This is a genomic window from Rhodococcus sp. ARC_M6 (genome assembly GCF_022810305.1).
GTDB lineage: Bacteria > Actinomycetota > Actinomycetes > Mycobacteriales > Mycobacteriaceae > Rhodococcus_F.
Map to the genome: position 1 here is coordinate 38,080 of NZ_JALGQH010000006.1, position 26,991 is coordinate 65,070.

At 60.6% G+C, this 26,991-nt stretch carries 23 protein-coding genes and 1 pseudogene; 11 read left to right on the plus strand and 13 right to left on the minus strand.

The annotated features are described in order from the left end of the window. Positions 1-273: 273 nt before the first annotated feature. From MTX36_RS09620 to MTX36_RS09630, 3 genes and pseudogenes are all read left to right on the plus strand, one after another. A complete protein-coding gene (locus MTX36_RS09620) occupies positions 274-1,086 on the plus strand; it encodes a mycofactocin-coupled SDR family oxidoreductase (protein WP_243619500.1) in 813 nt (270 codons plus the stop codon). A 141-nt stretch (positions 1,087-1,227) separates the two neighbouring features. Then, positions 1,228-2,152 (plus strand): annotated as a pseudogene (locus MTX36_RS09625) (NADP-dependent oxidoreductase). A 123-nt stretch (positions 2,153-2,275) separates the two neighbouring features. Then, entirely contained in the window at positions 2,276-2,878 is a 603-nt protein-coding gene (locus tag MTX36_RS09630; RefSeq protein WP_243619502.1) for a putative Ig domain-containing protein, read from the plus strand. 45 nt (positions 2,879-2,923) lie between these two features. Here the strand turns inward: MTX36_RS09630 and MTX36_RS09635 are convergent, their stop codons facing one another. Next, positions 2,924-3,820 (minus strand): DMT family transporter, encoded by an 897-nt coding sequence (locus MTX36_RS09635; RefSeq protein ID WP_243619503.1) that lies wholly within the window; start codon positions 3,818-3,820, stop codon positions 2,924-2,926. Between the two features lie 84 nt (positions 3,821-3,904). Between MTX36_RS09635 and MTX36_RS09640 the strand changes: the two genes are divergently transcribed. Next, the gene (locus MTX36_RS09640; RefSeq protein WP_243619504.1) at positions 3,905-4,777 is read left to right on the plus strand and encodes a LysR family transcriptional regulator; all 873 of its coding nucleotides are present in this window, start codon (positions 3,905-3,907) and stop codon (positions 4,775-4,777) included. Between the two features lies 1 nt (position 4,778). Here MTX36_RS09640 and MTX36_RS09645 read toward each other — a convergent pair whose 3' ends face one another. From MTX36_RS09645 to MTX36_RS09655, 3 genes are read right to left on the minus strand one after another with little or no spacing between them, the layout of a single operon-like run. Continuing rightward, positions 4,779-5,135 carry a PLD nuclease N-terminal domain-containing protein gene (locus MTX36_RS09645; RefSeq protein WP_243619505.1) on the minus strand — a complete coding sequence of 119 codons (357 nt, stop codon included), beginning with the start codon at positions 5,133-5,135 and terminating at the stop codon, positions 4,779-4,781. Between the two features lie 55 nt (positions 5,136-5,190). Then, on the minus strand, positions 5,191-5,829 hold the full coding sequence (locus tag MTX36_RS09650) for a TetR/AcrR family transcriptional regulator (RefSeq protein ID WP_374230458.1): 639 nt from the start codon (positions 5,827-5,829) through the stop codon (positions 5,191-5,193). Positions 5,830-5,884: 55 nt separating this feature from the next. Next, positions 5,885-6,073, minus strand: coding sequence for a DUF1918 domain-containing protein (locus MTX36_RS09655; protein ID WP_094273627.1), 189 nt, complete (start codon positions 6,071-6,073; stop codon positions 5,885-5,887). A 175-nt stretch (positions 6,074-6,248) separates the two neighbouring features. Between MTX36_RS09655 and MTX36_RS09660 the strand changes: the two genes are divergently transcribed. Together MTX36_RS09660 and treZ are read left to right on the plus strand one after the other, a co-directional pair. Beyond that, positions 6,249-8,321 carry an MFS transporter gene (locus tag MTX36_RS09660; protein WP_243619507.1) on the plus strand — a complete coding sequence of 691 codons (2,073 nt, stop codon included), beginning with the start codon at positions 6,249-6,251 and terminating at the stop codon, positions 8,319-8,321. 35 nt (positions 8,322-8,356) lie between these two features. Then, a complete protein-coding gene (treZ, locus tag MTX36_RS09665; protein ID WP_243619508.1) occupies positions 8,357-10,078 on the plus strand; it encodes a malto-oligosyltrehalose trehalohydrolase in 1,722 nt (573 codons plus the stop codon). Between the two features lie 4 nt (positions 10,079-10,082). Here treZ and MTX36_RS09670 read toward each other — a convergent pair whose 3' ends face one another. Beyond that, positions 10,083-11,627 carry an MFS transporter gene (locus MTX36_RS09670; protein ID WP_243619509.1) on the minus strand — a complete coding sequence of 515 codons (1,545 nt, stop codon included), beginning with the start codon at positions 11,625-11,627 and terminating at the stop codon, positions 10,083-10,085. Positions 11,628-11,755: 128 nt separating this feature from the next. Between MTX36_RS09670 and MTX36_RS09675 the strand changes: the two genes are divergently transcribed. Then, the gene (locus MTX36_RS09675; RefSeq protein WP_243619510.1) at positions 11,756-12,277 is read left to right on the plus strand and encodes a TetR/AcrR family transcriptional regulator; all 522 of its coding nucleotides are present in this window, start codon (positions 11,756-11,758) and stop codon (positions 12,275-12,277) included. A 19-nt stretch (positions 12,278-12,296) separates the two neighbouring features. Here MTX36_RS09675 and ilvA read toward each other — a convergent pair whose 3' ends face one another. Next, positions 12,297-13,652, minus strand: coding sequence for a threonine ammonia-lyase IlvA (ilvA, locus tag MTX36_RS09680; protein ID WP_094273631.1), 1,356 nt, complete (start codon positions 13,650-13,652; stop codon positions 12,297-12,299). 201 nt (positions 13,653-13,853) lie between these two features. On the opposite strand from ilvA, the gene MTX36_RS09685 reads away from it, so the two are divergent. After that, on the plus strand, positions 13,854-14,720 hold the full coding sequence (locus MTX36_RS09685) for an amidohydrolase family protein (RefSeq protein ID WP_243619511.1): 867 nt from the start codon (positions 13,854-13,856) through the stop codon (positions 14,718-14,720). 12 nt (positions 14,721-14,732) lie between these two features. Here MTX36_RS09685 and MTX36_RS09690 read toward each other — a convergent pair whose 3' ends face one another. Together MTX36_RS09690 and MTX36_RS09695 are read right to left on the minus strand one after the other, a co-directional pair. Continuing rightward, entirely contained in the window at positions 14,733-16,508 is a 1,776-nt protein-coding gene (locus tag MTX36_RS09690; RefSeq protein ID WP_243619512.1) for a pyruvate dehydrogenase, read from the minus strand. A 15-nt stretch (positions 16,509-16,523) separates the two neighbouring features. Beyond that, a complete protein-coding gene (locus MTX36_RS09695) occupies positions 16,524-16,958 on the minus strand; it encodes a nitroreductase family deazaflavin-dependent oxidoreductase (RefSeq protein ID WP_094275091.1) in 435 nt (144 codons plus the stop codon). A 162-nt stretch (positions 16,959-17,120) separates the two neighbouring features. Between MTX36_RS09695 and MTX36_RS09700 the strand changes: the two genes are divergently transcribed. Beyond that, positions 17,121-17,351 carry a hypothetical protein gene (locus MTX36_RS09700; RefSeq protein WP_243619513.1) on the plus strand — a complete coding sequence of 77 codons (231 nt, stop codon included), beginning with the start codon at positions 17,121-17,123 and terminating at the stop codon, positions 17,349-17,351. Positions 17,352-17,369: 18 nt separating this feature from the next. Here MTX36_RS09700 and MTX36_RS09705 read toward each other — a convergent pair whose 3' ends face one another. From MTX36_RS09705 to MTX36_RS09715, 3 genes are read right to left on the minus strand one after another with little or no spacing between them, the layout of a single operon-like run. After that, complete coding sequence (locus tag MTX36_RS09705) at positions 17,370-18,194, minus strand: SDR family NAD(P)-dependent oxidoreductase (protein WP_243619514.1); 825 nt, start codon at positions 18,192-18,194, stop codon at positions 17,370-17,372. Positions 18,195-18,201: 7 nt separating this feature from the next. Beyond that, on the minus strand, positions 18,202-19,035 hold the full coding sequence (locus tag MTX36_RS09710) for a mycofactocin-coupled SDR family oxidoreductase (RefSeq protein WP_243619515.1): 834 nt from the start codon (positions 19,033-19,035) through the stop codon (positions 18,202-18,204). Further along, positions 19,035-19,844: a mycofactocin-coupled SDR family oxidoreductase gene (locus MTX36_RS09715; RefSeq protein ID WP_243619516.1), complete on the minus strand. Its 810-nt coding sequence runs from the start codon at positions 19,842-19,844 to the stop codon at positions 19,035-19,037. Before MTX36_RS09715 ends, MTX36_RS09710 begins: the two co-directional genes overlap by 1 nt. A gap of 127 nt (positions 19,845-19,971) precedes the next feature. On the opposite strand from MTX36_RS09715, the gene MTX36_RS09720 reads away from it, so the two are divergent. Both MTX36_RS09720 and MTX36_RS09725 read left to right on the plus strand, forming a co-directional pair. After that, the gene (locus MTX36_RS09720) at positions 19,972-22,326 is read left to right on the plus strand and encodes an arylsulfatase (protein WP_243619517.1); all 2,355 of its coding nucleotides are present in this window, start codon (positions 19,972-19,974) and stop codon (positions 22,324-22,326) included. Between the two features lie 46 nt (positions 22,327-22,372). Next, positions 22,373-23,308: a TauD/TfdA family dioxygenase gene (locus MTX36_RS09725; RefSeq protein WP_243619518.1), complete on the plus strand. Its 936-nt coding sequence runs from the start codon at positions 22,373-22,375 to the stop codon at positions 23,306-23,308. A 59-nt stretch (positions 23,309-23,367) separates the two neighbouring features. On the opposite strand, the gene MTX36_RS09730 is transcribed toward MTX36_RS09725, so the two are convergent. After that, a complete protein-coding gene (locus tag MTX36_RS09730) occupies positions 23,368-25,710 on the minus strand; it encodes an arylsulfatase (RefSeq protein ID WP_243619519.1) in 2,343 nt (780 codons plus the stop codon). After that, positions 25,707-26,966, minus strand: coding sequence for an NADH:flavin oxidoreductase (locus tag MTX36_RS09735; RefSeq protein WP_243619520.1), 1,260 nt, complete (start codon positions 26,964-26,966; stop codon positions 25,707-25,709). The genes MTX36_RS09730 and MTX36_RS09735 overlap by 4 nt, the downstream gene beginning before the upstream one ends. Positions 26,967-26,991: the final 25 nt, after the last annotated feature.

A 26,991-nucleotide genomic window follows, 5' to 3' on the forward strand; every position in this document is an offset into this window, starting at 1 on the left:
GATGGCACTGGCCCATACAATTTTGGATTCAATCATCGAATCCGCAGCGGTGCAGTAATTCCCAAAGCATTGATTAAATTGCACACTGCCCCAACCCAGTCCGCGACAGCTCGGCGAGCAGAGCACGCATACAGAGACGCCGATGAACGACCGATCGGCCATCGAGGTCAGTCGAACCCCTTCCCGCTGAACGGGCAAAACGCATCCGCAGCGTCGTTCGACACGCTAACTTTCAAGGACATATTCATTTCGCCAACTCGGAGGTTGCAGAACATGTCCGCAGATCGGTACACCGGCAAGGTTGCATTTATTACGGGCGCTGCACGTGGTCAGGGCCGCGCCGAAGCAGTTCGCCTTGCCCAGGAAGGCGCCGACATCATTGCCGTCGACGCGTGCGTCACGTTCGGCTCGACTGCGTATGACGGTGCCACCGAGGAGGACCTCGCTGAGACTGTCGAACTGGTCAAGGCGCTCGACCGTCGAATCGTCGCCACGAAGACCGACGTCCGCGACTTCGCGGCACTGTCAGCTGCGCTCGATGCCGGTATCGCCGAGCTCGGCCGCCTCGACGTCGTCGTCGCCAACGCCGGCATCTGTTCCGCCAACATGTCCTGGGAGATCACGCCCGAACAGTGGCAGGAAACTCTGGATGTCAACCTAACCGGCACCTTCCACACGGCCAAGGCCGCGATTCCGCACCTGATCAAGCAGGGCACCGGTGGATCGATTATTTTCACCAGCTCCGTCGCCGGCCTTCGTGGCCTCCCCTTCCTCGGCCACTACGTCGCCAGCAAGCACGGTGTCACCGGCCTCGCGAAGACTATGGCATCGGAGTTGGGGCAGTACAACATTCGTGTCAACACCATTCACCCCCACGGTGTGGCAACCGGCATGCTGGTCAATGATATGAATCCCCTCATCGCTGCCAACGCCGGAACCCTCGGCCCCATCTTCATGGCAACCCTTCCCGATCCCGTCAGCCAGCCCGAGGACATCGCTGCCGCTGTCGCCTTCCTCGGATCCGACGAGGCACACCACATCACCGGCATTGCCATGCCGCTCGATCTGGGTACCTTGATTCGATGATCTGAAACAGACGCGATTCGATGATCTGAAACAGACGCGATTCGATGATCTGAAACAGACGCGATTCGATGATCTGAAACAAAGCGAAATGCTGCGAGCCTGACGGGAATATCGTTTCCCGCCAGGCTCGTTGCACAACACATGACCAAAACTGTTGTAGCGCAGACATACGGAACGCCCGAAATTCTGAAGCTGATCGACGTGGAGGTTCCGTCGCCCGGGCCAGGGGAAGTATTAGTCGACGTCAAAGCAATCGGCGTCAATCCTTTCGACTACAAGCTTTACAGCGGTGCATTCGGAACCGACCCGAGCAAGTTGCCCATCCACCTCGGCGGTGAGGCTGCTGGAATCGTCTCCGCGATCGGCGAAAACGTCACCACTGTTGCCGTCGGCGACGGGGTAATCGTCAGCCCCGGGAACGGCCTGTACGCCGAACAGGTAGTTGTCCCGGCCACATCACTCACACCGAAACCTGCCTCGATCAGTTGGGAACAGGCCGCTGGCCTCCTCCTCGTTGGCGGGACAGCCGTCGACGCACTCGACACGATCCGGGTTGGCTCCGGCGACAACGTCCTGATCCATGGCGCATCCGGTGGTGTCGGAGCACTAGCAGTTCAACTTGCGGTGGCCCGCGGTGCCAACGTGATCGGAACAGCAGGACCCGCCAATCAGGCGTACGTCCGCTCTCTGGGCGCGACGCCGGTCCTCTACGGCGACGGACTCGAAGCGCGGGTTCGCGAATTGGGTTCTGTCGATGCCGCTTTCGATACCGCGGGCACGGACGAAGCCGTCGACGCCTCCCTGGCGCTGGTGGCGGACAAATCTCGCATCGTCACGATCGTGGCATTCGGACGCGCCCAGGAAGATGGCTTCCTCTCCGTCGGCGGAGGAACGCCGGAGAGCGCGCAGGCCCGCCTGAATGCGCGAGCCGGGCTGGCCGAGCTTGCCGGATCCGGACGTTTGAATGTGAAGATAGCTAAGACTTTTCCGCTTTCCGATGCCGCAGAGGCACATACCGAATTGCAGAATTCACACCCAGCCGGAAAAATTCATCCTGATTCCGTAAGTATCCCCGCCAAGTCGTGACGAGGCCCCTCGTCACAGGGGCATTTGTGGCCACCATGATTTGCATCAAATAGTGGCCAGAAGCGGCCAATGGGGAAACAACGACTACAGACAGGCCGATGGAATGCCGACTAACGGCGGCTACACCGCCATCTCCGCCGGCGGCAATCATTCCCTCGCACTCACCAACGACGGCCACATCACCATCTGGGGAGATGTCACCATGGGGCAGCGCTGGGACGCACCCACTGACGGCGGCTACATCGCGATATCGGCTGGCACCTGGTACTCCACCGCGCTCACCGCCGACGGCCAGATCGTCACCTGGGGACTCAACGACGTCGGGCAGGCGGCCGCCGGTATCGGCCACACCGCTATCTCTGCCGGCGGCGCACATGCCCTCGCGCTGAACCCGCTGTCGGCTCCCACCGTCACCGGGACACCGCCGGCCGGTTCGATCGACCAGCCTTACAGTTACGCCTTTACCGTGACCGGATACCCCGCCTTCACTGTCACCTCCACCGGGACATTGCCTGAAGGACTGATACTCACCGAGGCCGGAGTGCTGTCCGGAACCCCCACCAAGACAGGATCATTCACCTTCACCGTCATGGCCTCCAACAGCGAGGGCGAGGCCAATCCCTTGCCGGTTACCGTCGAGATCACCGAAGCCGCCCTTCCGTCGACCGGGTCTCTCGATTTCCTCGGCCCAATTTTCGGATCCTGACAGCGAGCACGCCTCGCCGCTGAGCGAACGTGCCTTTCGTTCTATCTAAGGCGACGAAAGGTACGTTCGCTCAGATTCGGGTGGCTGCACCGCCTGCGCAACCTCGGCCTGCTTACGCCCACCGCCGCGTGCTGCGCCGACGCCGGCCACGACGACGCACCCAATTCCGGCCACCGCCAAGAGGCTCGGCACCTGCTGCAGCACAACAAAACCGATCAACTGCGCGAAGGCTGGTTCCAGACTCATCAGGGTCCCGAACGCCGCTGCTGAGAGCCTTCGCAGCGAAACCATTTCCAAGGCAAAGGGGACGACGGGCAGCAAAATCGCGAGCCCAAGGCCCACCAGGATGAGGTGCGGTGTCAAACGATCGACGGCTGACGGACCGACGGCAACTGTCGCAACCAACCCGGCCACGGCCATCGAGACGGCTAATCCGTTAATCCCGGCCACCTCGTCGCCGACACGTTGTGTGAGCAGAATGTACAGCGCCCAACACACTGCGGCGCCGAGAGCGTAGCCAACACCCACCAGATCGACGGCTCCCGCCCACGGTTCGGTCAGAAAAACCACGCCGATGCCCGCCAGTACCGGCCAGAGGATTCGACCGCGGCCCCGGATCAGCGCAAGCGTCAGTGGCCCCAGGAACTCCAATGCACTCGCGGTACCCAAGGGAAGGCGCTCGACAGCAGCCATGAACAAGAGCGTCATGGCGGCGGTAACAACACCCAGAATCAGGCAGGTTAGAAAAGCGTTCCGAGTGAATGCCGACGGCCGCGGCCTGACGATGAGTAGAAGAACGACTCCCGCCCACGCAAGTCGCAGCCACGCGGCTCCGTCGGCGCCCAGCTGGTCGATCAGACCGACCGACACAGCGAGGCCGAGCTGAACACACAGCATCGACACAACAGCCAAACCGACGCCCGCGCGCACTCGAAGATCCATGCCCCCTAGTGAACGGGACGGCAACCGTTCGCGTCCACGCGATTCTGACCGACATAACGTTCAGGAATCGTGAATGATCAACGGATGGAAACTCGACGGCTGCATCTTCTGCTCGAACTTTCACGCCTCGGATCCATGCGCGCGGTTGCCGAAACCCACAACCTGACCACGTCGACGGTGTCGCAACAACTGGCCGCTTTGACGGCCGAAATCGGCACTCAGTTGATCGAACCACAAGGTCGACGCGTTCGTCTCACTCCCGCGGGTCAGCGGCTCGCCGACCATGCGGTCACGATTCTTGCAGCGCTCGAAGCAGCGTGGCTCGATCTCGATCCAGACGCCGAACCCGTCGGAACTTTGCGCGTCGGCGGGTTTGCGACCGCGATCCGAACAGCACTTCTTCCCGTCGTTCGGGAGCTCGGTCGCACACATCCCACAGTGGATGTCGTCATGAGCGAGTTCGAACCACTGGAGGCATTTGCACTACTCGAACGCGACGATCTCGATCTCGCCTTGACCTACGACTACAACCTCGCACCCGCGTCACCGAGTCCGCTCTTGGATGCCATCCCCCTGTGGTCGACGCCCTGGGGCCTGGGCATTCCCGATAACGCGACGGTGTCACACGTCGAACTCGGCTCGTATGCCGAGACTCCGTGGATCGTGAACTCGCGGAACACCGCCGACGAGCGAGCCGTCCGCACTCTGGCATCTCTGGCCGGGTTCACACCGAGGATCACTCATCAGATCGACAGCCTCGATCTGGTCGAACTATTGATCCTCGACGGACACGGCGTTGGACTCCTGCCCGCCGAACGCAAAACCCGCCCGGGCGTACGGATCATGCCTCTCACCGACCCGCCCGTCATCCTCACGGCTTATGCCGTGACACGACGCGGAAGATCGTCGTGGCCACCGCTTCGGCTCGTGTTGGATCGACTGATGAAGTACCGCTGAGTCAGGCTCCGCCGGCTTCGCCGTCGAGGCGCTGCTGCTTGCCGATCCGACGCTGCGCCTCAGCTCGCTCACGGCACTGGCGCAAGAACTCTTCGTCGGCAGCCGGATCCTGTGCCAATGCCCGTCCCGGACGCTCGTATTCGCCGTATCCGGTGGGTCCGACGTATCCAGCCGGCGCGTTGTGCCCGCGCCCGACGATCAGCCACAGAACCGAACCCAATGTGGGAAGTAGGATAATCACGAGAATCCATACAACTTTGGGCAAGTGCTGGATGTACGCATCATCGCGAGTGATGGCGTCCACGATGCAGAAGATCCACAGCAACATCGTGATCAATCCGAATAATGCGTAAGGCACGCTTCTTTTCCTCCTGGGTTCGAAAACTCTCGTCATGCTAACGAGAACAGACCAATTAGTACATAAGATTGGCGCGAATATTGAACTCGAGCCAGCTTCGATAGTCGTCGATACCCCACCCACTAGTGCGACGAAGTTGCTGATGCAGTTGAGGCGAGACCAGCGCCGTGAGTACTCCGGCCGCCTTCTCCACCGAGATGTCACGACGGATCAACCCGTGTTCTGCGAGCCCTTCGGCAATCGACATCGCATTGACCGACGACTGATCGGACGTCTCGAGAGCCAGTCGACGCATATCTGCATCGGCCCCCGACGATTCCACCGCCACCATCATCAACATGCCCGCACGCTCGAGCAGTCCGATGCCTTGTTCGACGATCTGCGACACCAGCCTGCGAACATCATCGGGATCCGACGCGTTGGTACGCACACCGGAACCCGATGTGTCCAAGTCCGCGTCGAGCGCATGCGCCAACGCCGCTTCGAAAATCTCGAGCTTGCCACCCGGATACGCGGTGAACACCGTTCGCGGCGCAACTCCCGCGACCGAGGCAATGTCCTTGGCTGTCGCCCCGACGTAGCCCTTCTCGACAAAGAGTGCAGCCCCGGCGTCACGGATTAACTCACGCGTCCGACGGGCCGCATCGATCCTCACTTGCGAACTGTAGTGCCGTTTCTCGCTCACGCGGGGCACTCTATACGCATTCAATGCAGTCTTGACGCAAAGAAAGAAACTTGCAGTTCAGTAGCTATTTCTTCGGATGATCTATCCAACCGTCACTGCCCGGAAACACCAAAACTTCATGGCCGTCGTCGTAGCGCACAAGATACGGCGGAGCACCGTTCTCCCCGTGTACTTCGATTACTTCGGCCGACGTCTCAGCCTGACCGACAACCCGACCTTGAACATGTAGACGATCACCTACCTGGGCATGCATGAATTTCCTCCCTCGAGCGAACACTCTCCTTGCGTGTTCCCCACGGAGGCGCCACATAACCCGCCGACCTAGCGGTGACTGAATCCACACCACTCGGATATGGCGCCCACGTGGTGAACAGTGGTTCACTTGGAGGTGAACAATCATTCACCACACTGGAGGGAAGGCACACCTCTTGGCTCTGCACTCAGCCCCTGAGACACCCCCCGTCGCTCCGCTCGCCCCGGCGACACCCCCCGTCGCTCCGCTCGCCCCGGCGACACCCCCCGTCGCTCCGGCCACTCGTCGTTCAAGCGGACTCATCACCGCCATTCTCTGCCTGGCCGGAACTGTCGTTGCACTGCAGCAGACCATGGTGATTCCGCTACTCCCCGACTTCCCGAAAATTCTCGGAGTCAGCTCGGACAACGCGTCGTGGCTCGTCACCGTGACCCTGTTGACCAGTGCCGTGGCAACACCGATCGTGTCGCGACTCGCGGACATGTTCGGGAAACGTCGAATGATGTTGATCTCGATGACGATGATCGTCATCGGGTCACTGATCGCTGCCGTCGGCGGCACGTTTGTCACGCTCCTGATCGGACGCGGATTGCAAGGGTTCGCGATCTCGATGATCCCCGTCGGTATCAGCATCATGCGCGACGAACTGCCCAAGGAAAAGGTCGCGTCGGCAACCGCCTTGATGAGTGCGACTCTCGGAATCGGTAGCGCCCTGGGTCTACCACTGTCCGGCTTCATCTTCGAACAGTTCGGCTGGGAAGCGATCTTCTGGCTCTCGGCCGTGGTCGGTGTACTGCTCATAGTCGCAGTCGCCGTGGTCATCCCGGAATCGAGTGTCCGAACCCGTGGGAAATTCGATTTCCTGGGTGCCATCCTGCTCTCCATTGCCCTGACCGCCCTCCTTCTGGCGATCTCCAAAGGTGCGCGCTGGGGTTGGACCAGTGAGCCGACAATCTTGATGTTCGGCCTCGGGTTCGCAGTACTGGCACTATGGTTCCCGTACGAACTTCGCGTGACCCAACCCATGGTCGATCTACGAACATCGGCAAAACGGCCGGTCCTCCTGACCAACCTTGCCTCCGCTCTGGTCGGATTCTCGATGTACGCCAACAACCTTTCGACGACGCAGCAGTTGCAGATGCCCAAGATTTCCGGCTACGGGTTCGAACTCGGCGTCATGGCAGCCGGTCTGTGCATGATTCCCGCTGGCCTCGCGATGGTCTTCTTTGCACCTGTCTCGGCCAAGATCACCAAAGGGTTCGGCGCGAAGATCACGCTCATGGTCGGCGGCGCAGTCCTCGCCCTCGCGTATGTCGCCCGTGTTTTCCTCACCGGTTCGATTCCGTTGATCGTGATCAGTGCTGCCGTCGTGAGTATCGGTACCGCCATCGCATATTCGGCAATGCCGATGCTGATCATGCGATCTGTGCCGATCACCGAAACAGCGTCCGCCAACGGTCTCAACTCACTGCTCCGCTCGGTCGGTACTTCCATGTCCAGCGCCGTGGTCGCGGCCATGCTCACCGCGATAGTCATTCCCTCCGGGCCCGGCGAAGGGTTGCCGGCGCTCGGCGCATTCAAGAACATCTTCTGGCTCGCCGCCCTCGCCGCAGTAGGCGCAGTCATTGCAGCGGCATTCATTCCGCGGTACGGCGCCAAACCTGAATCCGCACTACCGCCAGTCACGCCCGAGGGATTCGAAATCCCCTCCGCCGAGAATCAAATCGTTGTAGCCGGTCGTGTAATCCGCAGTGATCAGCGGCCGGTCAAACATGCCGTGGTCACCGTCATGGATATGGACGGTCAGCCCGTGGATTGGAGCCGCGCCGACAACGAGGGCGTGTTCTCGTTGGCCCTACCGGAAGCCGGACGCTACCTCGTGATCACCAGCGCCGACGGGTGGTCCCCCACATCGCAGGTCCTCACCTTCGAAGACTCACAATCGACGCACACCGTGACGTTGGGCCAGCGGCTCACGATCTCCGGCACAGTCAGCGTCGACGGACTTTCCATCGCGGGAACCGTTATCACGCTGACCAAACCGACCGGTGAATTCATCGCCTCGACTCTCACTGATGAGACCGGGTACTACGGAATTGCACTGCCGGCTTCCGGGCGGTACATCCTCACCGCTCTCGCACCTGGCGGTATGGGTTCACAGGCTCGACAGATTGCCGTGATTGCACAATCGACATCGGTCGACTTCAACGTTCCACTCGACGAAGCCCTTGCACCGACGCGCGCGTGAATGCACATCAGCACTGAACCAGGCATGCTGATCGGGTGCACACTTTCGAGGTCTGGGCGCCCACGCCAGAATCAGTTCAGGTTGACGTCGACGGCATAGTTCACGAGATGACGCGAGCCGCCGACGGTTGGTGGCGCAGCGAAATCGAATGCCGTGAAGACGCGCGCTACGGATTTGTGGTCGACGGCAACACACTCCCCGACCCGCGGTCACCGCGCCAACCCGAAGGCGTGCACCAAGTCTCCCAACTCCACGTTCTCGATGAGTCGGTGTGGACGGATACAAGGTGGACCGGCCGCCAACTCGCCGGATCATCGGTGTACGAACTCCACGTCGGAACATTCACCCCCGAGGGAACATTCGACTCCGCAATCTCCCGCCTCGATCACCTCGTCGATCTCGGTGTCGGGTTCGTGGAACTGATGCCGGTCAACGGTTTCAACGGCACCCACAACTGGGGCTACGACGGCGTGCTCTGGTACACGGTTCACGAAGGGTACGGCGGTCCGGACGGGTTGCAGCGCTTGGTAAATGCCGCCCACGATCGCGGACTCGGAGTAATCCTGGATGTCGTCTACAACCATCTCGGTCCGTCGGGAAACTATCTCGAGCGATTCGGTCCGTACATTGCCGACGGTGCAAACACCTGGGGCCGAACCATCAACATCGGCGGTCCGCAGTCCGGCGAAGTACGTGAATACATCATCGGAAACGCGTTGCGCTGGATGCGTGATTTCCACATCGACGGTCTGCGCCTCGACGCCGTCCATGCGTTGGTCGACCACAGCGGAACGCACATTCTCGAGGAACTGGCAGTCCGCACCGAAACACTGTCTGCCCATGTCGGCCGGCCGCTGACGCTGATCGCCGAAAGCGATCTCAACGACGCCACTCTCATCACTCCCCGAGCAGCGGGCGGATTCGGTCTTCACGCGCAATGGGACGACGACATCCACCACGCGATCCATACTGCGGTTTCCGGTGAGCGGCAGGGTTACTACGCGGACTTCGGATCTCTGGAATCACTAGCGAACACTTTGCGGCGCGGCTTCTTTCATGCGGGCACGTACTCGTCGTTCCGCGGACGGGTTCATGGCCGTCCGCTCGACGTTTCGCAGCAGGCTGCCAGCGCTCTGCTGGCGTACACCTGCACTCACGATCAGATCGGAAACCGTGCAATCGGCGACCGTCCCAGCGCCTATCTGACGCCGGGGCAGCTGGCAGTCAAAGCGGCCCTCGTCCTGCTCTCTCCATACACGCCGATGCTGTTCATGGGCGAGGAATGGGGCGCGTCGACGCCATTCCAATTCTTCACGTCACATCCGGAACCGGAACTGGGCGCGGCTACTGCACGCGGACGTAAGGCCGAATTCGCGGCCCACGGCTGGAACACCGACGACATCCCCGATCCCCAAGACCCACAGACGTTTCTGCGATCGAAGTTGAACTGGGATGAGCTCGACGCGGGCCCCCACCCACGCCTTCTATCCTGTTACCGGGATCTACTTGCATTGCGCAAGAAGCGAATCGAACTCACCGACCCCTGGCTGGGGCACCTGCACGTCGACTACGACGAGGACAAGCAGTGGATCACGCTGCGACGCGGCGCATTACAGATCGTCTGCAATCTGGGAACGAACGCGGCCCACGTCCCGGCCGGCGGAACCCCCATTCTCTGGTGGGATCTACCGACGCAGGACGAGACCGCGTCCGCAACTGTCGTGCCCGGGCATTCATTTGTAGTGCTGGAGAACTGACTAACTAACGCTTCGCGTTCTCCGGTGTACTCCGCAGCATCCGCAGCACCAACGCAGCGCTGATGAACAGCACGAGAGCAGTGGCACCGGAGGCGACGTGCATACCGTCGACAAAGGCCGACTTCGCAGAATCCACCAGCGCCGACCCCGCCTCGGCGGGCAGGTGCTTGGCTTCTTCGAGCGCGCCGCCGAGGGTGCCCTGCGCTGCGTGTACTTGATCGCCGTCGAGCATAGAGACGTCGATTCCCTTTCGGAAGATCGCCATGACGACGCTACCGAGGATTGCCACGCCCAGCGCGATACCGAGTTCGTAGGCAGTCTCGGACACCGCCGACGCGGCACCGGCGCGCTCGGGCTCGACCGCACTGACCACGAGGTCGTTAGTCAAAGTCAGTGCAACGCCAACTCCGGCGCCGACTAAACCGAAGCCGATCACGAACATCACCGGACCACTGTCGACACCGAGCGCCAGCAACATACCCGCACCGATTCCGGCGACAATCAACCCGACGCTGAGCACCTGTGACACCGTCCACCGGCGGATCAACCAGGCACCCGCGACGGCAGTCAAGGCGCTCAGCAACATGCCGGGCAGCATCAACAGGCCGGCGTTGAAGGCGCCGTTGCCAAGGACCAACTGCAGGTACTGCGACCCGAAGAACAGGACACCGGCAAGCGCGAAGACCGACAACAGATTGGTGAGAACAGCTGTGGAGAAGGCTGCATTGGAGAACAGCTTCAGATCCAGCATCGGATCCTTCAGGCTCCGCTGGCGACGAACGAACGCGACACCCGCTGCCAGGCCGACCAGGGCGATAGCGAACAGCGTGAAGCTGACACCGTGAACAACGGATTCCTTGATCGCGTAGACCAACGGAAGCATGGCTGCCATCGACAGAGCCGCACTGATCAGGTCGAATCGACCGGGGTTGGGGTCCTTGGACTCCGGGATCAGGATCGGGCCGAGGACGACCAAGGCGATCATGACGGGGATGTTGATGAGGAACACGGAACCCCACCAGTAGTGCTCGAGCATCCAACCGCCGATCAGCGGGCCGGCTGCAGTGCCGCCGCCGGCCATGGCGCCCCAGACGCCGATGGCCTCGGTGCGCTGACGAGGGTTGACGAAGATGGTGCGGATCAGACCCAGTGTCGCGGGCATAAGCGTCGCACCGGAAATACCTTGCAGCACACGGGCTGCGATCAACATTTCCGGGGTAGTGGCCATAGCCGCGATGATCGACGCGAGACCGAAGCCCACCGCGCCGATGAGTAGGAGCTTTCGCCTACCGATGCGGTCACCGAGCGTGCCCATCGTGATGAGGAGACCCGCGAGAATGAACGAGTAGACGTCGATGATCCAGAGCAACTGCGTGCTGCTCGGTTCCAGGTCCGCGCTGATGAACGGCAGGGCCAGATCGAGCACCGTGCCGTCGACCGCGATGAGCAACACCGCAAACGCGAGGACCACCAGGCCCGCCCAGTCGCGCTTGGTTGCCCGAACATCCTCGGGATTGATTGCAGACGTCTGATCTGCCGACACTGACATTGCTCTTCTGCAACTTTCCGTGAGTCGTATACGAATTTCACTGAACCGTCCAGCCGGTACAGTGACTGTTTGACACTAACAGTGAACCGTCTCGGCGGTAAAGTTATTTCCCGGTACAGTTCCATCACATGGCTCAAGGCACACGTGATCGCATTCTCGACGCACTGGAGAAATTGCTGCTGGTCAGCAGCGTCGCACAGGTCACGCTCGAAGGTGTTGCGACCGAAGCCGGGGTATCAAAAGGCGGACTTCTGTACCACTTCCCCAGTAAGGAAGCTCTCCTTGCGGCGATGGTCCGCCGGCTCGGCGAACGCTCCGATCAGCAACTGGCCGACGCCGTCGCCGGTGGCACTTCCGCAACCGAGTTCTATCTTCAGATTCCGGATTCGAGCACAGCTGAAGAAATGGTGTTGTTCCGCTCGATCATCGCCGCCCTACGTACCGTCGACGGCCAGCACGACGAAATCCAGAAAGCGGTCATCGAAGTGATGCGCAGCTGGGACCAGGGTCTGCAGACGGAGAATTCCGATCCCGTCCAAGCCGAAATCATCCGCCTCGTCGGCGACGGCATCTACCTCGCCGCAATGCTCGGACTCCCCCAACCGGATCCCGAACTGCACCGTCAGGTGATCGAGCGACTGATGCCGTGACCACCTGACGGAATGTTCCCTACGTCAGATAGCGGTACGCCGGGCTTCCCGGCTCGAGCCGCTCGGACTTCATCGGTGCGCGCTCCATACGTTCGAGCAACGACGACAATCCGTCGGCGGAGCCCAGTTCGATACCGACCAACGCAGCGCCAGTCTCCCGGTTGTTGCGCTTGACGTACTCGAACAACGAGATGTCGTCGTCCGGGCCCAGCACCTCGGAGAGGAACCGGCGCAACGCTCCCGGCTCCTGCGGGAAATCCACCAGGAAGTAATGCTTGAGCCCCAGATGCACCAATGAACGCTCGAGGATTTCTCCGTAGCGCGAGACGTCGTTGTTTCCACCGGAGATCAGGCACACGACGGTCGACCCCGGCTCGAGAGTCAAATTCTGAAGCGCTGCAACAGAAAGCGCGCCTGCCGGTTCAGCGATGATGCCTTCGTTCTGATAGATCTCGAGCATCGCGGTGCAGATAGCGCCTTCATCGATCTGGTTCACCACAAACGAGCCCGAACCCGGAAGCCCGGACAGCTGACGGGCCACCAAAGGCAACGACGCATGGGAAACCACGGCAGCACCCAAGCGCGAGACCACTTCGTACGGAAGATCACCGATTCGCTTGACTGCAGCGCCGTCCACAAACGGATCCACCACCGGCAGCGTCACGGGGGCGCCAGCCACCAGGGCGGCCGTCATCGACGCCGCACCGGACGGCTCGATGCCGACAATGGATGTCTTCGGCGAACGCTCATGCAGGTAGGTTGCGATTCCCGCGATGCACCCGCCGCCGCCGACCGGGACAACAATCGCGTCGAGCGGTGCATCCAGCTGCTGCAGGATCTCTGCGGCGATTGTCCCCTGACCGGCCGCGGTACGCGGGTCGTCAAAGGGAGCAACCATGGTGGCGCCCGTTCGCGCGACATCCTCCACAGCGGCCGCAGCAGCCGCGTCGTACGTTTCACCGATCATGAAAAGTTCGACAAATTCGCCGCCGTGAGCGCGAATCCGGTCGCGCTTCTGCTTCGGCGTGTTGGCCGGCACGTAGATCCGGCCCTGGATCTGCATCCGTCGGCAGGCATACGCGACACCCTGGGCGTGGTTTCCGGCACTGGCAGCCACGACGCCCGCGGCAAGTTCTTCGTCGGTCAACTGTGCGATCAGGTTGAACGCACCACGGATCTTGTACGAGCGAACACTTTGCAGGTCTTCACGCTTGAGGTACACCTTGGCACCGGTCAGCGCTGACAGCCTCTCGCTGTACTGCAAAGGCGTCGCCGCAATAACGTCTTGAATTCGCTCGATAGCCGCGTCAATTTCCCGCGCGTCGAGCGCTGGCAGGGTGGACTTGGTAGCTACGACCTCGGGCGAGTTAGACACCCCGCCATTTTTGCACGTCCGACGCCAACCCTCCCACCGCGGTCACCGCAGAACGTTCGCGCCGATTCGAAGACGCTGGGTGCGCACTCACCTACGCTCATCAGAAGCCGAAAATAGAACGAAGTTCAATAGTCCACGGCCCTCAACGCGACACCTAGCTTCACGCGCATCAGACGCAACGAAACCCGAGGAGTGCACCGAATGACCCCCTACGACGGAGTCCCGATCATCGACACACACATCGGATTTCGCGAGTCCGGCTACGACGAGTACGCGTTCATCACGCGGCAGACCAAGGACCAGCAGAGCCTCAACGAATTCAGCATGCCGGCGCAGTACATGTTCAAGGGCGTGCCCGACAACCTTTCCACCGACGATCCCGTCTCCGTGACCCTGAAGGAGATGGACAAGCACGGCATCGAGATCGGCATGGTCAGCATGGCAAAGGAGTCGGGAAAGCGCGCGGTCACACTCTTCCCGGACCGGTTCGTTCCGCAGGGTTCCGCGGTCGACCCCAACGACATCATGGGCACACTCAACCGAATGACCCGCGAGTACGAAGAATTCGGCATCGTCTCGGTGAGTTCCTTTGCGGCTGGAACGTTCCCGCAGGTGGCTCTCAACGCGCCGCAGATGTACCCGATCTACGCCAAGTGCGTCGAACTGGATATCCCGATCTTCGCGTGCGCGGGCATCGCCGGGCCCAGGCTCAAATCCGCGGTCCAGCACGTCGAATTGATCGACGATGTGATGTTCGATTTTCCGGACCTGGTTTTTGTCACCCGGCACGGCTGCGAGCCCTGGGAGGATCTGGCCGTCAAGCTGATGCTCAAATGGCCGAATCTGTACTACTCCACCTCGGCATTCGCGCCCAAGCACTACCCAAAGGCAATCGTCGACTACGCCAACACTCGCGGCGCCGACAAAATCATCTACGCCGGATACTTTCCGGCTGGACTAACGCTGGACCGGATCTTCGACGACATGCAACAGGTTCCGTTCAACACCGACGTGTGGCCGAAGTTCCTCCACGAAAACGCCCGCAAGGTACTGAAACTGAAAAGCTGAGATTGCGCCTTCTCAGCCCCGTGGGTTGAATTGCGACGGGCGCGGCACATTCCGCAGATTGGACTTCGCCATCTGCACGGCCTCCCCTACCCCGCCGTTCATCACCATCTTCGACATAGCAAGCGCGAACCCCTTGACCTGGCCTCCGGTGATGGTGGGCGGCAACGACAATGCCAGCGGATCCGTCACAAGATCGACCAATGCCGGACCGTCGTGACCGAGCGCAGCGCGAATACCGGATTCGATATCAGCGGGGTTTTCGATACGACGCGAGAAGATCCCCAAGGCCGCAGCAACCGCTGCGTAGTCGACTCGTGGAACGTCGACGCCGAAATCGGGTAGACCATCCACCAACATCTCGAGTTTGACCATTCCCAAGGTTGAATTGTTGAACACAACGATCTTGACCGGCAGTCGGTACATCGCAACCGTCACCAGTTCGCCGAGCAACATCGACAGTCCCCCGTCTCCGGAGACCGAAATGACCTGCCGGCCTGGGCTTGCCCATTGCGCACCCATAGCGTGTGGCAATGCATTGGCCATGGAACCGTGCAAGGCCGACGAAAGAAATCGCCGGGAACCGTTGGGATTGAGATAGCGTGCCGTCCACACATTGCACATGCCGGTATCAGCGGTGAAGATCGCGTCGTCGGCGGCAAGGTCGTCGAGGATCGATGCGGCATATTCGGGGTGAATTGGCGTTCGCTGTTTTACCGGATCGGTATATGCCCCGACAACTTTGGTCATGAGTGTGTTGTGCGTAGCGAGCATGTCCTCGAGGAAAACCTGGTCTTCCTTGCGGTCCAATTGGGGAATCAACGCCGCGAGTGTGGCTGCAACATCTCCGTGCACCGCAAGATCCAAGCTGGTTCGACGGCCCAATTTCTCTGCTGCAGAATCGATCTGAGCGGTCCGCACAGTGTGTGGCAGAAACTGATCGTACGGAAAATCCGTTCCGATCAGGAGCAACAGATCAGCCCCGTGTATACCGTCGTGTGCAGCACCGTAACCCAGAAGACCCGTCATCCCGACGTCGTACGGGTTGTCGTATTGAATCCACTCTTTGCCCCGCAAGGTGTGGCCGATGGGCGCGCCAACAGTTTCAGCCAATTCCAGGACTTCGTCGCGGGCACCTCGCACCCCGACGCCGGCGAAGATCGCCACCTTTTTCGACGCGTTGATCACCTCGGCCAACGCCGTGACGTCGCCCGCATCCGGAACCAGTGCCGGCCTGCGCGTTTCCACCAGAGTCGGCGGCGTTCCTTCCGCAGGACAATCCGCAATGTCACCCGGCAAGACGATCACCGAGACACCATTGCCGGCCACCGAATGTTGAATTGCAGACTGCACGACGCGCGGCGACTGCACTGCCGTGCTGATCAGCTCGGTGTAACTCGAACATTCGATGAAGATGCGCTCGGGATGGGTTTCCTGAAAGTAACCCATCCCAATCTGTGCACTCGGAATGTGCGACGCAATCGCAAGGACCGGCGCGCCCGAGCGATGTGCGTCGTAAAGCCCGTTGATCAGATGCAGGTTTCCGGGGCCGCACGAACCGGCACAGACCGCCAACCGTCCCGTGATCTGCGCATCCGCTGCTGCAGCAAAGGCTGCTGCTTCCTCATGCCGGACATGAATCCAGTCGATACCATCCTTCGCAGATCCGCCGGTGCGCCGCACTGCGTCCACGATGGGGTTGAGACTGTCTCCGACGATGCCGTAGATTCGACTGACGCCGGCATCAAGCAACTGCTGAACCAATTGATCTGCAACGGTTTTCGGACTCATGCGGCCTCCGTAGAGCTACTTGGGTTCGAGCACGAATACTGGAATCTCTCGATCGGTCTTCTTCTGATATTCCGCGTAGTCGGGAAACGCCGCAACAGCGCGTTCCCACCAGATTGCCTTCTCGTCACCGGTTACTTCACGCGCAACCATGTCGGAAACCTGCGTCGCGTCACGCAGGGTGACATTCGGATTCGCTTTGACGTTGTAGTACCAGACCGGGTTCTTGGGAGCGCCACCCAAAGACGCGACGACGGCATACTTTCCGTCGTGCTCGACGCGCATCAACGGCGTCTTGCGTACCTTTCCAGACTTTGCACCCACGGTCGTGAGAATGACAACGGCCATGCCGTTCAGTTCATTGCCCTCGGTGCCGCCGGACTTTTCGATGAGTTCAACCTGGTCGGCAGCCCATGTTGCGGGACTGGGTTCATATTCACCTGTAATTGGCATGGGTCCAGTGAACACCCACTCCCATCCCATTGCCACCGAAAGAACAGATCTGCCGGTGAATCGAGAAAGTGAGCTGCCGATCAATAAAGTTCGCTTGCCCGAAACCAAGTATCTGGATACCCTGAAAGTCCACAACAGGACACAGCAAAGGCAGGTGACGGCATGACAACCGCAGAAATCTCCACCCGCGGATCACGCCGGACCACCGACAACTGCGTCGACATCGCCGGTACACCGTGGCCGCTGTACAAGATCGAAGCCGTGATCCTCGGCTTGATTCTGTTCGTGGTCATCCTCGCTGTGACGACGTCCATGCAGGTCGCTGTACTGACCGCAGCTTCAGTGGCGGTCATAACCTGGTGGGTACGACGCTTCCATTACTCTCGCCTGTAGAGGAGCCACTCCTCCACTTCAGTTCCGTCCGTCGAACACCGCGTCCGGACGCAGCTTTCCGGCGAGGACCTTCGCCCGTTTGCCGGCAAGTCGTTCGAAAGCCTCGGGATGAGTGAGTATCCAGAATTCATCTCGTGAGAGACCGTCGAAGTACAGCTTCGCAGCGGTCTGCGGTGTCATTCCGCCGCGAATGTTCTCTCGCCAGAATTCGGTGTCCTGATCGGAGTCGTGGCGTACTTCGATATCGTCGAAGATTCTGGTGGCCACCTGCGCCGGACTGAATACCGACACCTGTATCTGCGGAAACTTCTCGGCGCATTCCAGATACACGCACTCACTGAGCGCCTGCACTCCATGCTTCGACGCCGCGTACGCCGTCATCCGTGGAGTGATCGAGACACCGCCCACCGACACAGTGTTGACCAGATGCGAACGCTGCGGATCCGCTCCCATTCGAGGAATGAACGAACGGATACCGTGAAAGACCCCGGTGAGATTGACGTCGATGACACGTTGCCATTCGTCTGCCGGAATGTCCCAGGTGTATCCGACCGATTCGAGACCAGCGTTATTGGCTAACAGTGCAACAGAACCGAATTCGGCATACGCCGCTTCGGCGAGCGCATCCACTTGGGCTGCCACTCGGACATCGGTCGGTACGGCGAGCACGTGATGGCCGTCCGCGCGCAGGTTCACCGCTACCGCATCCAGCCGGTCAGCCGAAATATCTGCAAGTACCAGATTCATTCCGAGTGACGCTGCTTCGTGTGCCAGCGCTTCACCGATTCCGCTTCCGGCACCGGTGATGACGGCTGTTCCGCCGCGCAATTCTTCAAGTTTCACAGCTCTCCTACTTTTGGCAGTGACCGGCGTCAACGGGCAGAGTTACGCCGGTGATGTATCGCGCCTCGTCCGAAGCTAGGAACAAGCTGGCATTCGCTATGTCTCGGGGATCGAGCATCGCGACCGGCAACATGTGCATGGACTGTAGACCCGCCTCGAAGTCTTCCTGCGTGGGGTTCTCCAGATCAGGTCGCACGGTCTTCATGGTTCCGGGGTTCTGAAGCATCGTCGTACGTGTGTTGGCGGGGTGAACCGTATTCACCCGAATACTGTGCGGCGCAAGTTCTTGCGAGAGGGACCGCATCAATCCGACGACGCCGTGCTTTGCGGCCGTGTAGTGGCCGACGCTCACCAAACCGCGCAATCCGGCGATCGAGCTGATCAAGACGATGGACCCACCGGCGCCGCCGTCGATCACGTGTGGAATACCAGCCTTGCACGTGCGCCACACGCCGGTCAGGTTGACGTCGAGCATGGTCTGCCAACGCTCTGCGGACAGTTCGAGAGCCTTTCCCGCGGAGCTGACGCCGGCCGTACCGCAGATGATGTCCAACCGACCAAGCGCAGCAACACCTTCGGCAACTGCAGCGTCCAGCGCCTTCTGATCGCGAACGTCCGCTTCGAACGCGGCGATCTTGCGGCCGAGATCTTCTACCAAACTCACGGTCTCGGCCAGGTCTGCACTACGGGAACCGGGCGTCGTCGAATGTTCCACCGCCTCACAGATATCCACGACGATGATGTCGGCACCTTCCTCGGCGAATCGAACCGCTTGGGCGCGGCCGATTCCCCTCGCACCACCGGTGATCAGTGCAACTTTGCCTGCCAACCGCCCACTCATCACGCCACCTTCTGGGTCTGGCCGGCGTCGACAACCATCTGTAGGCCTGTGACGTAACGGGATTCGTCCGAGGCGAGGAACAGTACTGCGTTGCTCACATCGACGGATTCGACCCAAGGCACGGGCAACAACGTATTCGCTCGGAGCACTTCGGCCGCATCAGCCGCTGTGGGCGCTACGAGGTCTGGTCGAAGTCTGGCAAAGGTTTCCGGGTTGAGCACCATGTCAGTTCCTACGGCTCCGGGATGAACGGTATTGACGCGGATGGATTGTCGCCCGAGTTCATTGGCCAATGTGCGGGCAAGACCGACAACGGCATGCTTGGATGCGGCGTATTGAGACCGGCCGGCTGCGCCGGAGATACCGGCGGTAGAACTGATGATGATCACCGAGCCTCCCGCCGGACTCAACGCGGACACTCCGGCTTTCACCGTATTCCAGGCTCCCGTCAGATTGATGTCGATCGCCCGGTTCCAGACCTCTTCATCTATGGTCCAGGAAGGCCCTGGTGTCTCGCAGATGCCCGCGTTGGCAACAATCACGTCCACTGAACCCAGTAGTGCGACACCGGTAGCCACAGCATCATCGAGCGCACCGTGATCGCGCACATCAGCGGTTGCGGTGACAATGCGGCGGCCGAGTGCCTGCACCAATCTGGACGTCTCAGCCAACCCTTGTTCGCCAACCGCACCGGGCAGATCGACAGCGATGATATCGGCGCCTTCTTCGGCCAGTCGCACTGCGTGACTTCGCCCCATACCAGCGGCGGCACCCGTGATCAGTACGACCTTGTCAGTCATTCGTGACATACATTGTCCTTTGCTCCGTCTCGTCCTTCGGGACACTATTGATTCCGCGTCGCGATCATCAGGGCATCTCCCGGGGAGCGGGATTCCCCCTCGGCACGATCTGCATAGCACTCGTAATGTCGCCACCATGTCCAGCTCAGATGAACGAGGGATCCCCACCGATATCGCGCCGGAACGTCGCGCCTATCAAGACTTCCGGGGCCGTATCGGACGCACACTGGCCGAATCCGAGTCGTGGTGGCCGGAGCGTGCCACTTCCCCTGCCGGCGCACCCAACGTCGTCGTTGTCATGTGTGATGATCTCGGATTCTCCGACGTGGGCTGTTTCGGATCCGAGATCGATACACCGAACATCGACCTACTGGCGCAAGAAGGGCTGCGGTACAGCAATTTCCATGTCACCCCGATGTGCTCTCCTACTCGTGCCGCACTGCTGACCGGCCGTAACGCTCACGCTGCCGGAGTCGGCTATGTCGCACACGCAGATCCTGGATTCCCTTCGCTCGCAATGGAACTCGGTGACGATGTCCCCACTCTTGCCGAGACACTCCGCGACGCCGGCTACGCAACGATGGCGGTGGGAAAGTGGCACCTCTGCAAGGACAATGACGATCACGACGGCGCACCGATGCAGTCATGGCCGCTACAACGAGGTTTCGAGCGCTTCTACGGATTTCTTGGCGGCATGACCGACCTACACAACCCGCCGGCGATCTTGCGCGGAAACGAGCAGGTCAGCCCCGATGAGTACCCGCCCGGTTACTACTTCACCGACGACATCACCGACGAAGCAATCCGAATGCTGAAGTCCGTCAAAGCGTCCGATCCCACCAAGCCCGCGTTTCTCTACGTCGCACACGGAGCAGTTCATGCACCGTTGCACGCCAAGCCTGTAGATATCGAGAAGTATCGCGGCACCTATTCGCAGGGCTGGGATGCGCTGCGGGAATCGCGTTTCGCGAAGCAACTGCATCTCGGTGTCATACGTGACGGAACCCGACTTGCGCCGCGCAATACCGAGGAAGGCGACAACGTTGTCGCCTGGGACAGTCTCACTGCGGACGAGCAGATGGTTTTCGCCCGATACATGGAGGTCTACGCGGCGATGGTCGACAGCGTCGATCAGAGCCTCGGCCGCATTCGGAAAACTTTGGAGGACTTGGGAGAATGGGACAACACCATTGTGTTGTTCACGTCCGACAACGGCGCGTCCCGCGAGGGCGAGGCCGACGGTACGATGCAGTACTTCGATGCGCTGCGTCGATTCCACGACAAGGGAGTCCGAACCGACGGCTTCGCTCGCGATCTCGAGACTATCGACCTGGTAGGCGGACCCCGCTCGATGCCGCACTATCCGCGCGGGTGGGCAATGGCATCTAATACCCCGTTCCGCCTGTACAAGGTCAACACACACGCCGGAGGGCATTCCGTGCCCGCAGTGATGTCGTGGCCGGCCAGGCTTCGTGAGTTCGGCGGCGGGATCCGGCGGCAGTACGTCCACGTCACCGATCTCTTTCCCACATTGCTCGAGCTGATCGGGATTGCGAATCCGACTCACCGACAGGGAGTTCCGCTCAAACCTGAAGACGGCTCCAGCTTCGCACAAACTATGCTCGACGCTGAAGCACCACACGAACGCGGTGGACAAATCTACGAAATGTTCGGTCATCGCGGCTATTACGAGGACGGCTGGGAGATCGTCAGCCGACATATTCCGCTCACTCCGTTCGACGACGCAGAGTACGAGCTCTATCACCTCGACGAAGATCCGACTGAATGTCGCAACCTCGCTGCCGAGCACCCCGACAAGGTGGCTGAACTATCGAAACGGTGGGAGCAAGCTGCCTGGGAGAATCAAGTGTTTCCACTCGATGAAGGCTCCGGGCTGAAGCGGGCATTGCGTCCGCAGCGAGAAGAGCGCCTGTCCCTCCCCGTACGGATACTGCCCGGAACTCCTACCCTGGAGCGGTATCGGTCTGCCCAGTTGGTCGCTCTACGTTCCTATCACATCGTCGTCGAAGTCGATTTTCATCCGGGCGACCGCGGGACCCTGGTAGCCCACGGCGGACAGAGCAGCGGATACTCGCTCTACATCGACAACGACCGAGTTACCTACCTGCACAATGCTTACGGAACGGTCCATCGGATCACATCCGAGCCGTTGAATCCCGGTAGGCAGGAACTGACGATCGATGTGTGCGCGCACGACGCGTCCACACTCACGGTGCACCTCGACGTCGCCGGCGAGTGTGCCGGTGAGCTCAGCTCGGTCTCGTCGATGGCCGGTCAGGCACTCTTCCAGGGAATCGACATCGGTATCGACCGACGTTCGCCGGTCTCCTGGGACAGACACATCACAGACGGAACCTTCGGTTACACCGGAACTTTGATTGCTGTGCAGTACCTGCCCGGAACTCCCCTGCGAAATATCGGCACTGACGCCGTGGCGCGCCTGCGGGCGATGGCTCTGGCAGCTGAGTAAACACTCCACGACTATCTACTCCATTCACAACTACTCAGGAGGCACGATGACTGCAGAGATCGAAGACCGCGCTGTTGTTCCGGTCCCACAAGGAACCCGAAACCCGATGTCCGCCGTGTATGTTCGTCCGCTGCATCGGACCGCCGACGACTCGGCGCAGAAGCCGTACGCGATGTTCGACATCACCCCGTACTCACGAACTATCGGTGCCGAAATCAGTGGCGTGGATTTGTCGAAGCCGATCGGCCCGGAACTCCAAGCTGAACTGCATCGCTGCCTGCTCGAATGGAAAGTGATCTTCTTCCGCGACCAGAGCCTCGACTCTCACGCTCATCGTGATATGGCCCAGCTATGGGGCACGCCCGAGATTCACCCTTTCATCCCGAAAGCAGATATTCCGGAGGTTGTGCGTCTCGCGCGCGGGCCCGCCGATATTCCGGTCGAAAACGTCTGGCACAGTGACGCCTCCTTCGAGCAGACACCGCCGATGGGCTCGATCCTGAAGGCCGTCAGCGTTCCCACGACCGGCGGCGACACGCTCTGGTCCGATATGGCCGTCGCCTACGACGGACTCTCGGACGAGGTCAAGGCACGCATCGACGGCAAGGTCGCGGTGCACGACTTCATGCAGACATTCGGTCGCCGACTGCCGCCAGATGTCAAGGCACAGAAGGCCTTGGAGTACCCGCCCCAGGAACACCCGGTGGTTCGGATTCATCCGGAGACCGGGCAGAAGCTGATCTACGTCAACAAAATTTTCACCACACACATCGTCGACATTCCCAAGGACGAGAGTGACGAACTGCTGAAGATCTTGATGCACGAGGCCACACATCCGGAATACCAGTGCCGGTTCCACTGGAAGCCGGGGTCCGTGGCGTTCTGGGACAACCGCGCCACCCAGCACTACGCGTGCGGTGACTACTTCCCCGACCCTCGGGTCATGGAACGCGTCACCATTCTCGGCGACAAACCGTTCTGACCTCACACACCCGAGCGCCCCGCGTGTTATCCACGCGGGGCGCTCCTTTATCTGTTCTGTTACTGAGTTGCTCGAACGATATCCTCGAGCGCCTTCGCCTCCTGTGGAGGACGCGCAGCTTCGACATCGATTCGTACGTGCTCGAGCACACCGTCGAAAGCGTCACCGCCAACAGGAATTTCAGGCGTTACCGGCGTTCCTCGACTCAGCCCGACATCGAGATGCTCGTTCAGGCTGAACATTGCCGGCGTCGTCTGCGACACTCGTTCCTTGCTCACGGGTAGTCCGTCGACAAGGAGGGTGAACATTCCGCCCAGGCCCATTCCGCCGCCGTCGTAGTCGAAATCGATGGTGACCTCACGCATCCCGGGTTCGAGCTGTGTTGCACCACGAAGATACGTGTGCGAAACATAGGAGTTGTTGTAGCAGAACACCGGAACCGAATCGCGCACGTACAGCGCCAACCCGCCGAAGCGTCCGCCGAAACTCATCAGGACGCCATTCAGAATCTTGTCTCCGACATCAATCTTCGCGGTGATCGTGTACGAACTGCTGAATACTCGCGGCGCTGCCGTCTCGACCAACCCGTTCATATGTGGATACAGGGTCAGTCCGGTCCTGCCGCGCAAAACGTGCGGAGCGCGTGTTGCCGGGTCGATGTTTCGAGTTCTGGTGCGGTCGTCGATCGGGAACACCTGGTAGCGAGCACCTTCGAGAAGGAATTTCTCTTGTAGCTCACGCAGTTTGGCCGGACGCTCGTCCGCAAGGTTTCGGGCCTGCGACCAGTCTACCGAGGTGTCGTACAGCTCCCACGTGTCATCGGCGTAGTCCTGGCCGGGCAGCGCCAACTCCCACGGCCGGCGGTGCGCTGTCACAGCCGTCCAGCCGTGATCGTAGAGGCCTCGATTTCCGAAAATCTCGAAGTACTGGGTCACATGCTGATCTGCCGCTTCGGCGTCGTCGAACGTGTAGTTCATCGCGGTGCCCTCGATCGGCTGCTGCGGAACACCGTCCACCATCGTCGGCGACGGGATGCCGACCGCCTCGAGAATCGTCGGAGTGATGTCCACGCAGTGATGCCACTGATTGCGAACCTCGCCTCTGGCCCCGATTCCGTCGGGCCAATGCATAACCAGCCCGTTGCGCGTTCCGCCGTAGTGCGACGCAACCTGCTTGGCCCACTGGTACGGAGTGTCCAGCGCGAGCGCCCATCCCACGGGATAGTGCGCGTAGCTGTCCTCGGTTCCGATGTCGTCGAGGCGCGCGTTGATCTCCTCCGGCGTCTGCGGATACCCGTTGAGAGTGGCCATGTAGTTGAACGAACCGTCCAGGCCGCCTTCCGCGGACGCGCCGTTGTCGCCGATCATGTAGATGACCAGCGTGTTATCCAGCAATTCACGCTTCTCGAGGTGATCGACGAGGCGTCCGACCTGATCGTCGGTGTGCTCGAGGAACGCCGCATAGGTTTCCATCAGACGTGCGGAAACCGTGCGTTGGACGTCGGTCAATGTGTCCCAATGCGGCACCCCCGGTGCCCACGGCGCCAACTCGGTGTCCTCGCCGACAACGCCGAGTTCCTTTTGCCGAGCGAGGGTGATCTCGCGCTGCTCGTCCCAACCGTGATCAAACTTGCCGCGGTATTTTTCCTGGTACGAGTCGGGAATCTGCAACGGCGCATGAACCGCTCCGAACGGTACGTAGCAGAACCACGGCTTGTCCGGGTCCATCGTATTGACGCCGTCGATCCACTTGATCGACTGGTCCACGAGGTCTTCGGAGAGGTGGTAGCCCTCGGCCGCGGTCTTCGGCGGGGCGATCATGGTGTAGCCGTCGTAGAGTACCGGCGCGAACTGATCTGCCTCGGCTCCGAGGAATCCGTAGAACTTGTCGAAGCCTTCACGCAGCGGCCAGTGGTCGAACGGGCCGGCTGCGGTTGTTTCCCACGGCGGCGTCTGGTGCATCTTGCCGAAGGCGCCGGTAGCATATCCGTTGCCCTGCAACACCCGTGCGACGGTCGCTGCACTGGCGGGACGCATTCCGTTGTAGCCGGGCGACGTCGTGGAGACCTCGGCAATATTGCCGAAGCCGACACTGTGGTGGTTGCGACCGGTCAGTGTGGCGGCGCGGGTCGGTGAGCACAGAGCTGTTGTGTGAAACTTGTTGTACTTCAATCCCTCCGAGGCCAACCGGTCTGCAGTCGGCGTATGGCACGGTCCACCGAAGGTTGACGCGGCACCAAATCCCACGTCATCGATCATGACGAGAAGTACGTTGGGTGCGTCTTCCGGCGGTCGCACTGGATCCACCCGATTGAATTTCGGAACCTGATCTTGGACAAACACAGCCGGTTTGGGCTGTGCCACGTTGTTGACGATCGGAATTGTGAAACGGTTTACAGTCATGGAACCATCGCTCCTTCGCCTGCTGCAGCCATTGTCGGCATCGCAAGCATTGTCGGCATCGACGGCGACTCCGGGCGCAGTACACAGTGGGTATTGAAGAAATTGGTCGGCATGCATTTGTTGCAGTGAATACACAGTGAACGTGTGGCATTGTCTGCCTGCAGTTTTCGAACCAGGTCGGGTTCCCGAAGCAGCGCGCGACCCATCGCGACAAACTCGAAGCCGGACTCCATCGCGGTGTTCATTCCCGCCAGGTCAGTGACACCGCCGAGCAAAATGAGCGGAATCTTGACTGCCGCCCTGATCTGACGCGCCTGCTCGAGCATGAACAGCGGTTCGTACGGATAGCTGTGCAGCATGTACTTACCGACCACCTTGAGCCCGAGCTTACGAACCGGGGGCATCAACGCTGCCATTTCTCGGATCGGCGCCTCGCCGCGGAAGAGGTACATCGGATTGAGAGGCGAACTTCCCACCGTCATCTGCAGAGCGTCGACCAACCCCTCCGCTTCGAGAAGCTGCGCCAGGCGTACGGCCTCTTCGATCCAGAACCCGCCGGCGACACCGTCATCCATGTTCATTTTCGCGGTGACGGCCATGCGGTCCCCGACTCGGTCCCGCACCGCACGCAAGGAGTTGAGCGCTACCTTCGACCGATTTTCGAAGGATCCGCCGTATTCATCCTTGCGCTTGTTGATCTTGGGGCTGAGGAACGAACTCGCAAAATAGTTGTGCCCCAAGTGGACCTCGACCGAATCGAAGCCCGACTCCAGTGCAAGTTCGGCGGCAGTCCCGTGCGATCGCGCGATGCGGGCGATGTCGTCAACCGTTGCACTACGGGAGAATTTTGCCTTGGCCGGATCCCATCTGTTCGTGGGCCCCAGCGCCGGCAACCCGGTGGACGTCGAATTTGCGACGATTCCCGCATGACCGATCTGAGCCTGAGCTGCGGCGCCCTGTGCGTGCACGGCATCGGTGAGCTTTCGGAGGCCCGGAACGGCATCCGGGCGCATCCAGATCTGTCCCCCCTGCGTGCGCCCCTCAGGCTGCACGGCGCAGTAGGCGACAGTGGTCATTGCAGCGCCACCTGCTGCCACCTCGGCATGGAAAGCGATCAACTCGTCGGTAACCAATGCGTCGGGCGTTCGACCCTCGAACGTCGCAGCTTTGATGATGCGGTTTCGAAGAGTCAGCGGTCCAATTCGACCCGGCGTGAACACAACTGAACTCTGCGTGCCTTGCTCGTTCACCGTCATTTCGCTCCTCCGTCTGTGATGTCGC

Coding starts and splice junctions, on each gene's coding strand:
- MTX36_RS09720 (WP_243619517.1), top strand. CDS start 19,972: ATGTCCAGCTCAGATGAACGAGGGATCCCCACCGATATCGCGCCGGAA.
- MTX36_RS09630 (WP_243619502.1), top strand. CDS start 2,276: ATGCCGACTAACGGCGGCTACACCGCCATCTCCGCCGGCGGCAATCAT.
- MTX36_RS09710 (WP_243619515.1), bottom strand. CDS start 19,035: ATGAGTGGGCGGTTGGCAGGCAAAGTTGCACTGATCACCGGTGGTGCG.
- MTX36_RS09690 (WP_243619512.1), bottom strand. CDS start 16,508: ATGAGTCCGAAAACCGTTGCAGATCAATTGGTTCAGCAGTTGCTTGAT.
- MTX36_RS09675 (WP_243619510.1), top strand. CDS start 11,756: ATGGCTCAAGGCACACGTGATCGCATTCTCGACGCACTGGAGAAATTG.
- MTX36_RS09725 (WP_243619518.1), top strand. CDS start 22,373: ATGACTGCAGAGATCGAAGACCGCGCTGTTGTTCCGGTCCCACAAGGA.
- MTX36_RS09730 (WP_243619519.1), bottom strand. CDS start 25,710: ATGACTGTAAACCGTTTCACAATTCCGATCGTCAACAACGTGGCACAG.
- MTX36_RS09640 (WP_243619504.1), top strand. CDS start 3,905: ATGGAAACTCGACGGCTGCATCTTCTGCTCGAACTTTCACGCCTCGGA.
- MTX36_RS09735 (WP_243619520.1), bottom strand. CDS start 26,966: ATGACGGTGAACGAGCAAGGCACGCAGAGTTCAGTTGTGTTCACGCCG.
- MTX36_RS09655 (WP_094273627.1), bottom strand. CDS start 6,073: ATGCATGCCCAGGTAGGTGATCGTCTACATGTTCAAGGTCGGGTTGTC.
- MTX36_RS09670 (WP_243619509.1), bottom strand. CDS start 11,627: ATGTCAGTGTCGGCAGATCAGACGTCTGCAATCAATCCCGAGGATGTT.
- MTX36_RS09715 (WP_243619516.1), bottom strand. CDS start 19,844: ATGTCACGAATGACTGACAAGGTCGTACTGATCACGGGTGCCGCCGCT.
- MTX36_RS09700 (WP_243619513.1), top strand. CDS start 17,121: ATGACAACCGCAGAAATCTCCACCCGCGGATCACGCCGGACCACCGAC.
- MTX36_RS09685 (WP_243619511.1), top strand. CDS start 13,854: ATGACCCCCTACGACGGAGTCCCGATCATCGACACACACATCGGATTT.
- MTX36_RS09620 (WP_243619500.1), top strand. CDS start 274: ATGTCCGCAGATCGGTACACCGGCAAGGTTGCATTTATTACGGGCGCT.
- MTX36_RS09695 (WP_094275091.1), bottom strand. CDS start 16,958: ATGCCAATTACAGGTGAATATGAACCCAGTCCCGCAACATGGGCTGCC.
- MTX36_RS09635 (WP_243619503.1), bottom strand. CDS start 3,820: ATGGATCTTCGAGTGCGCGCGGGCGTCGGTTTGGCTGTTGTGTCGATG.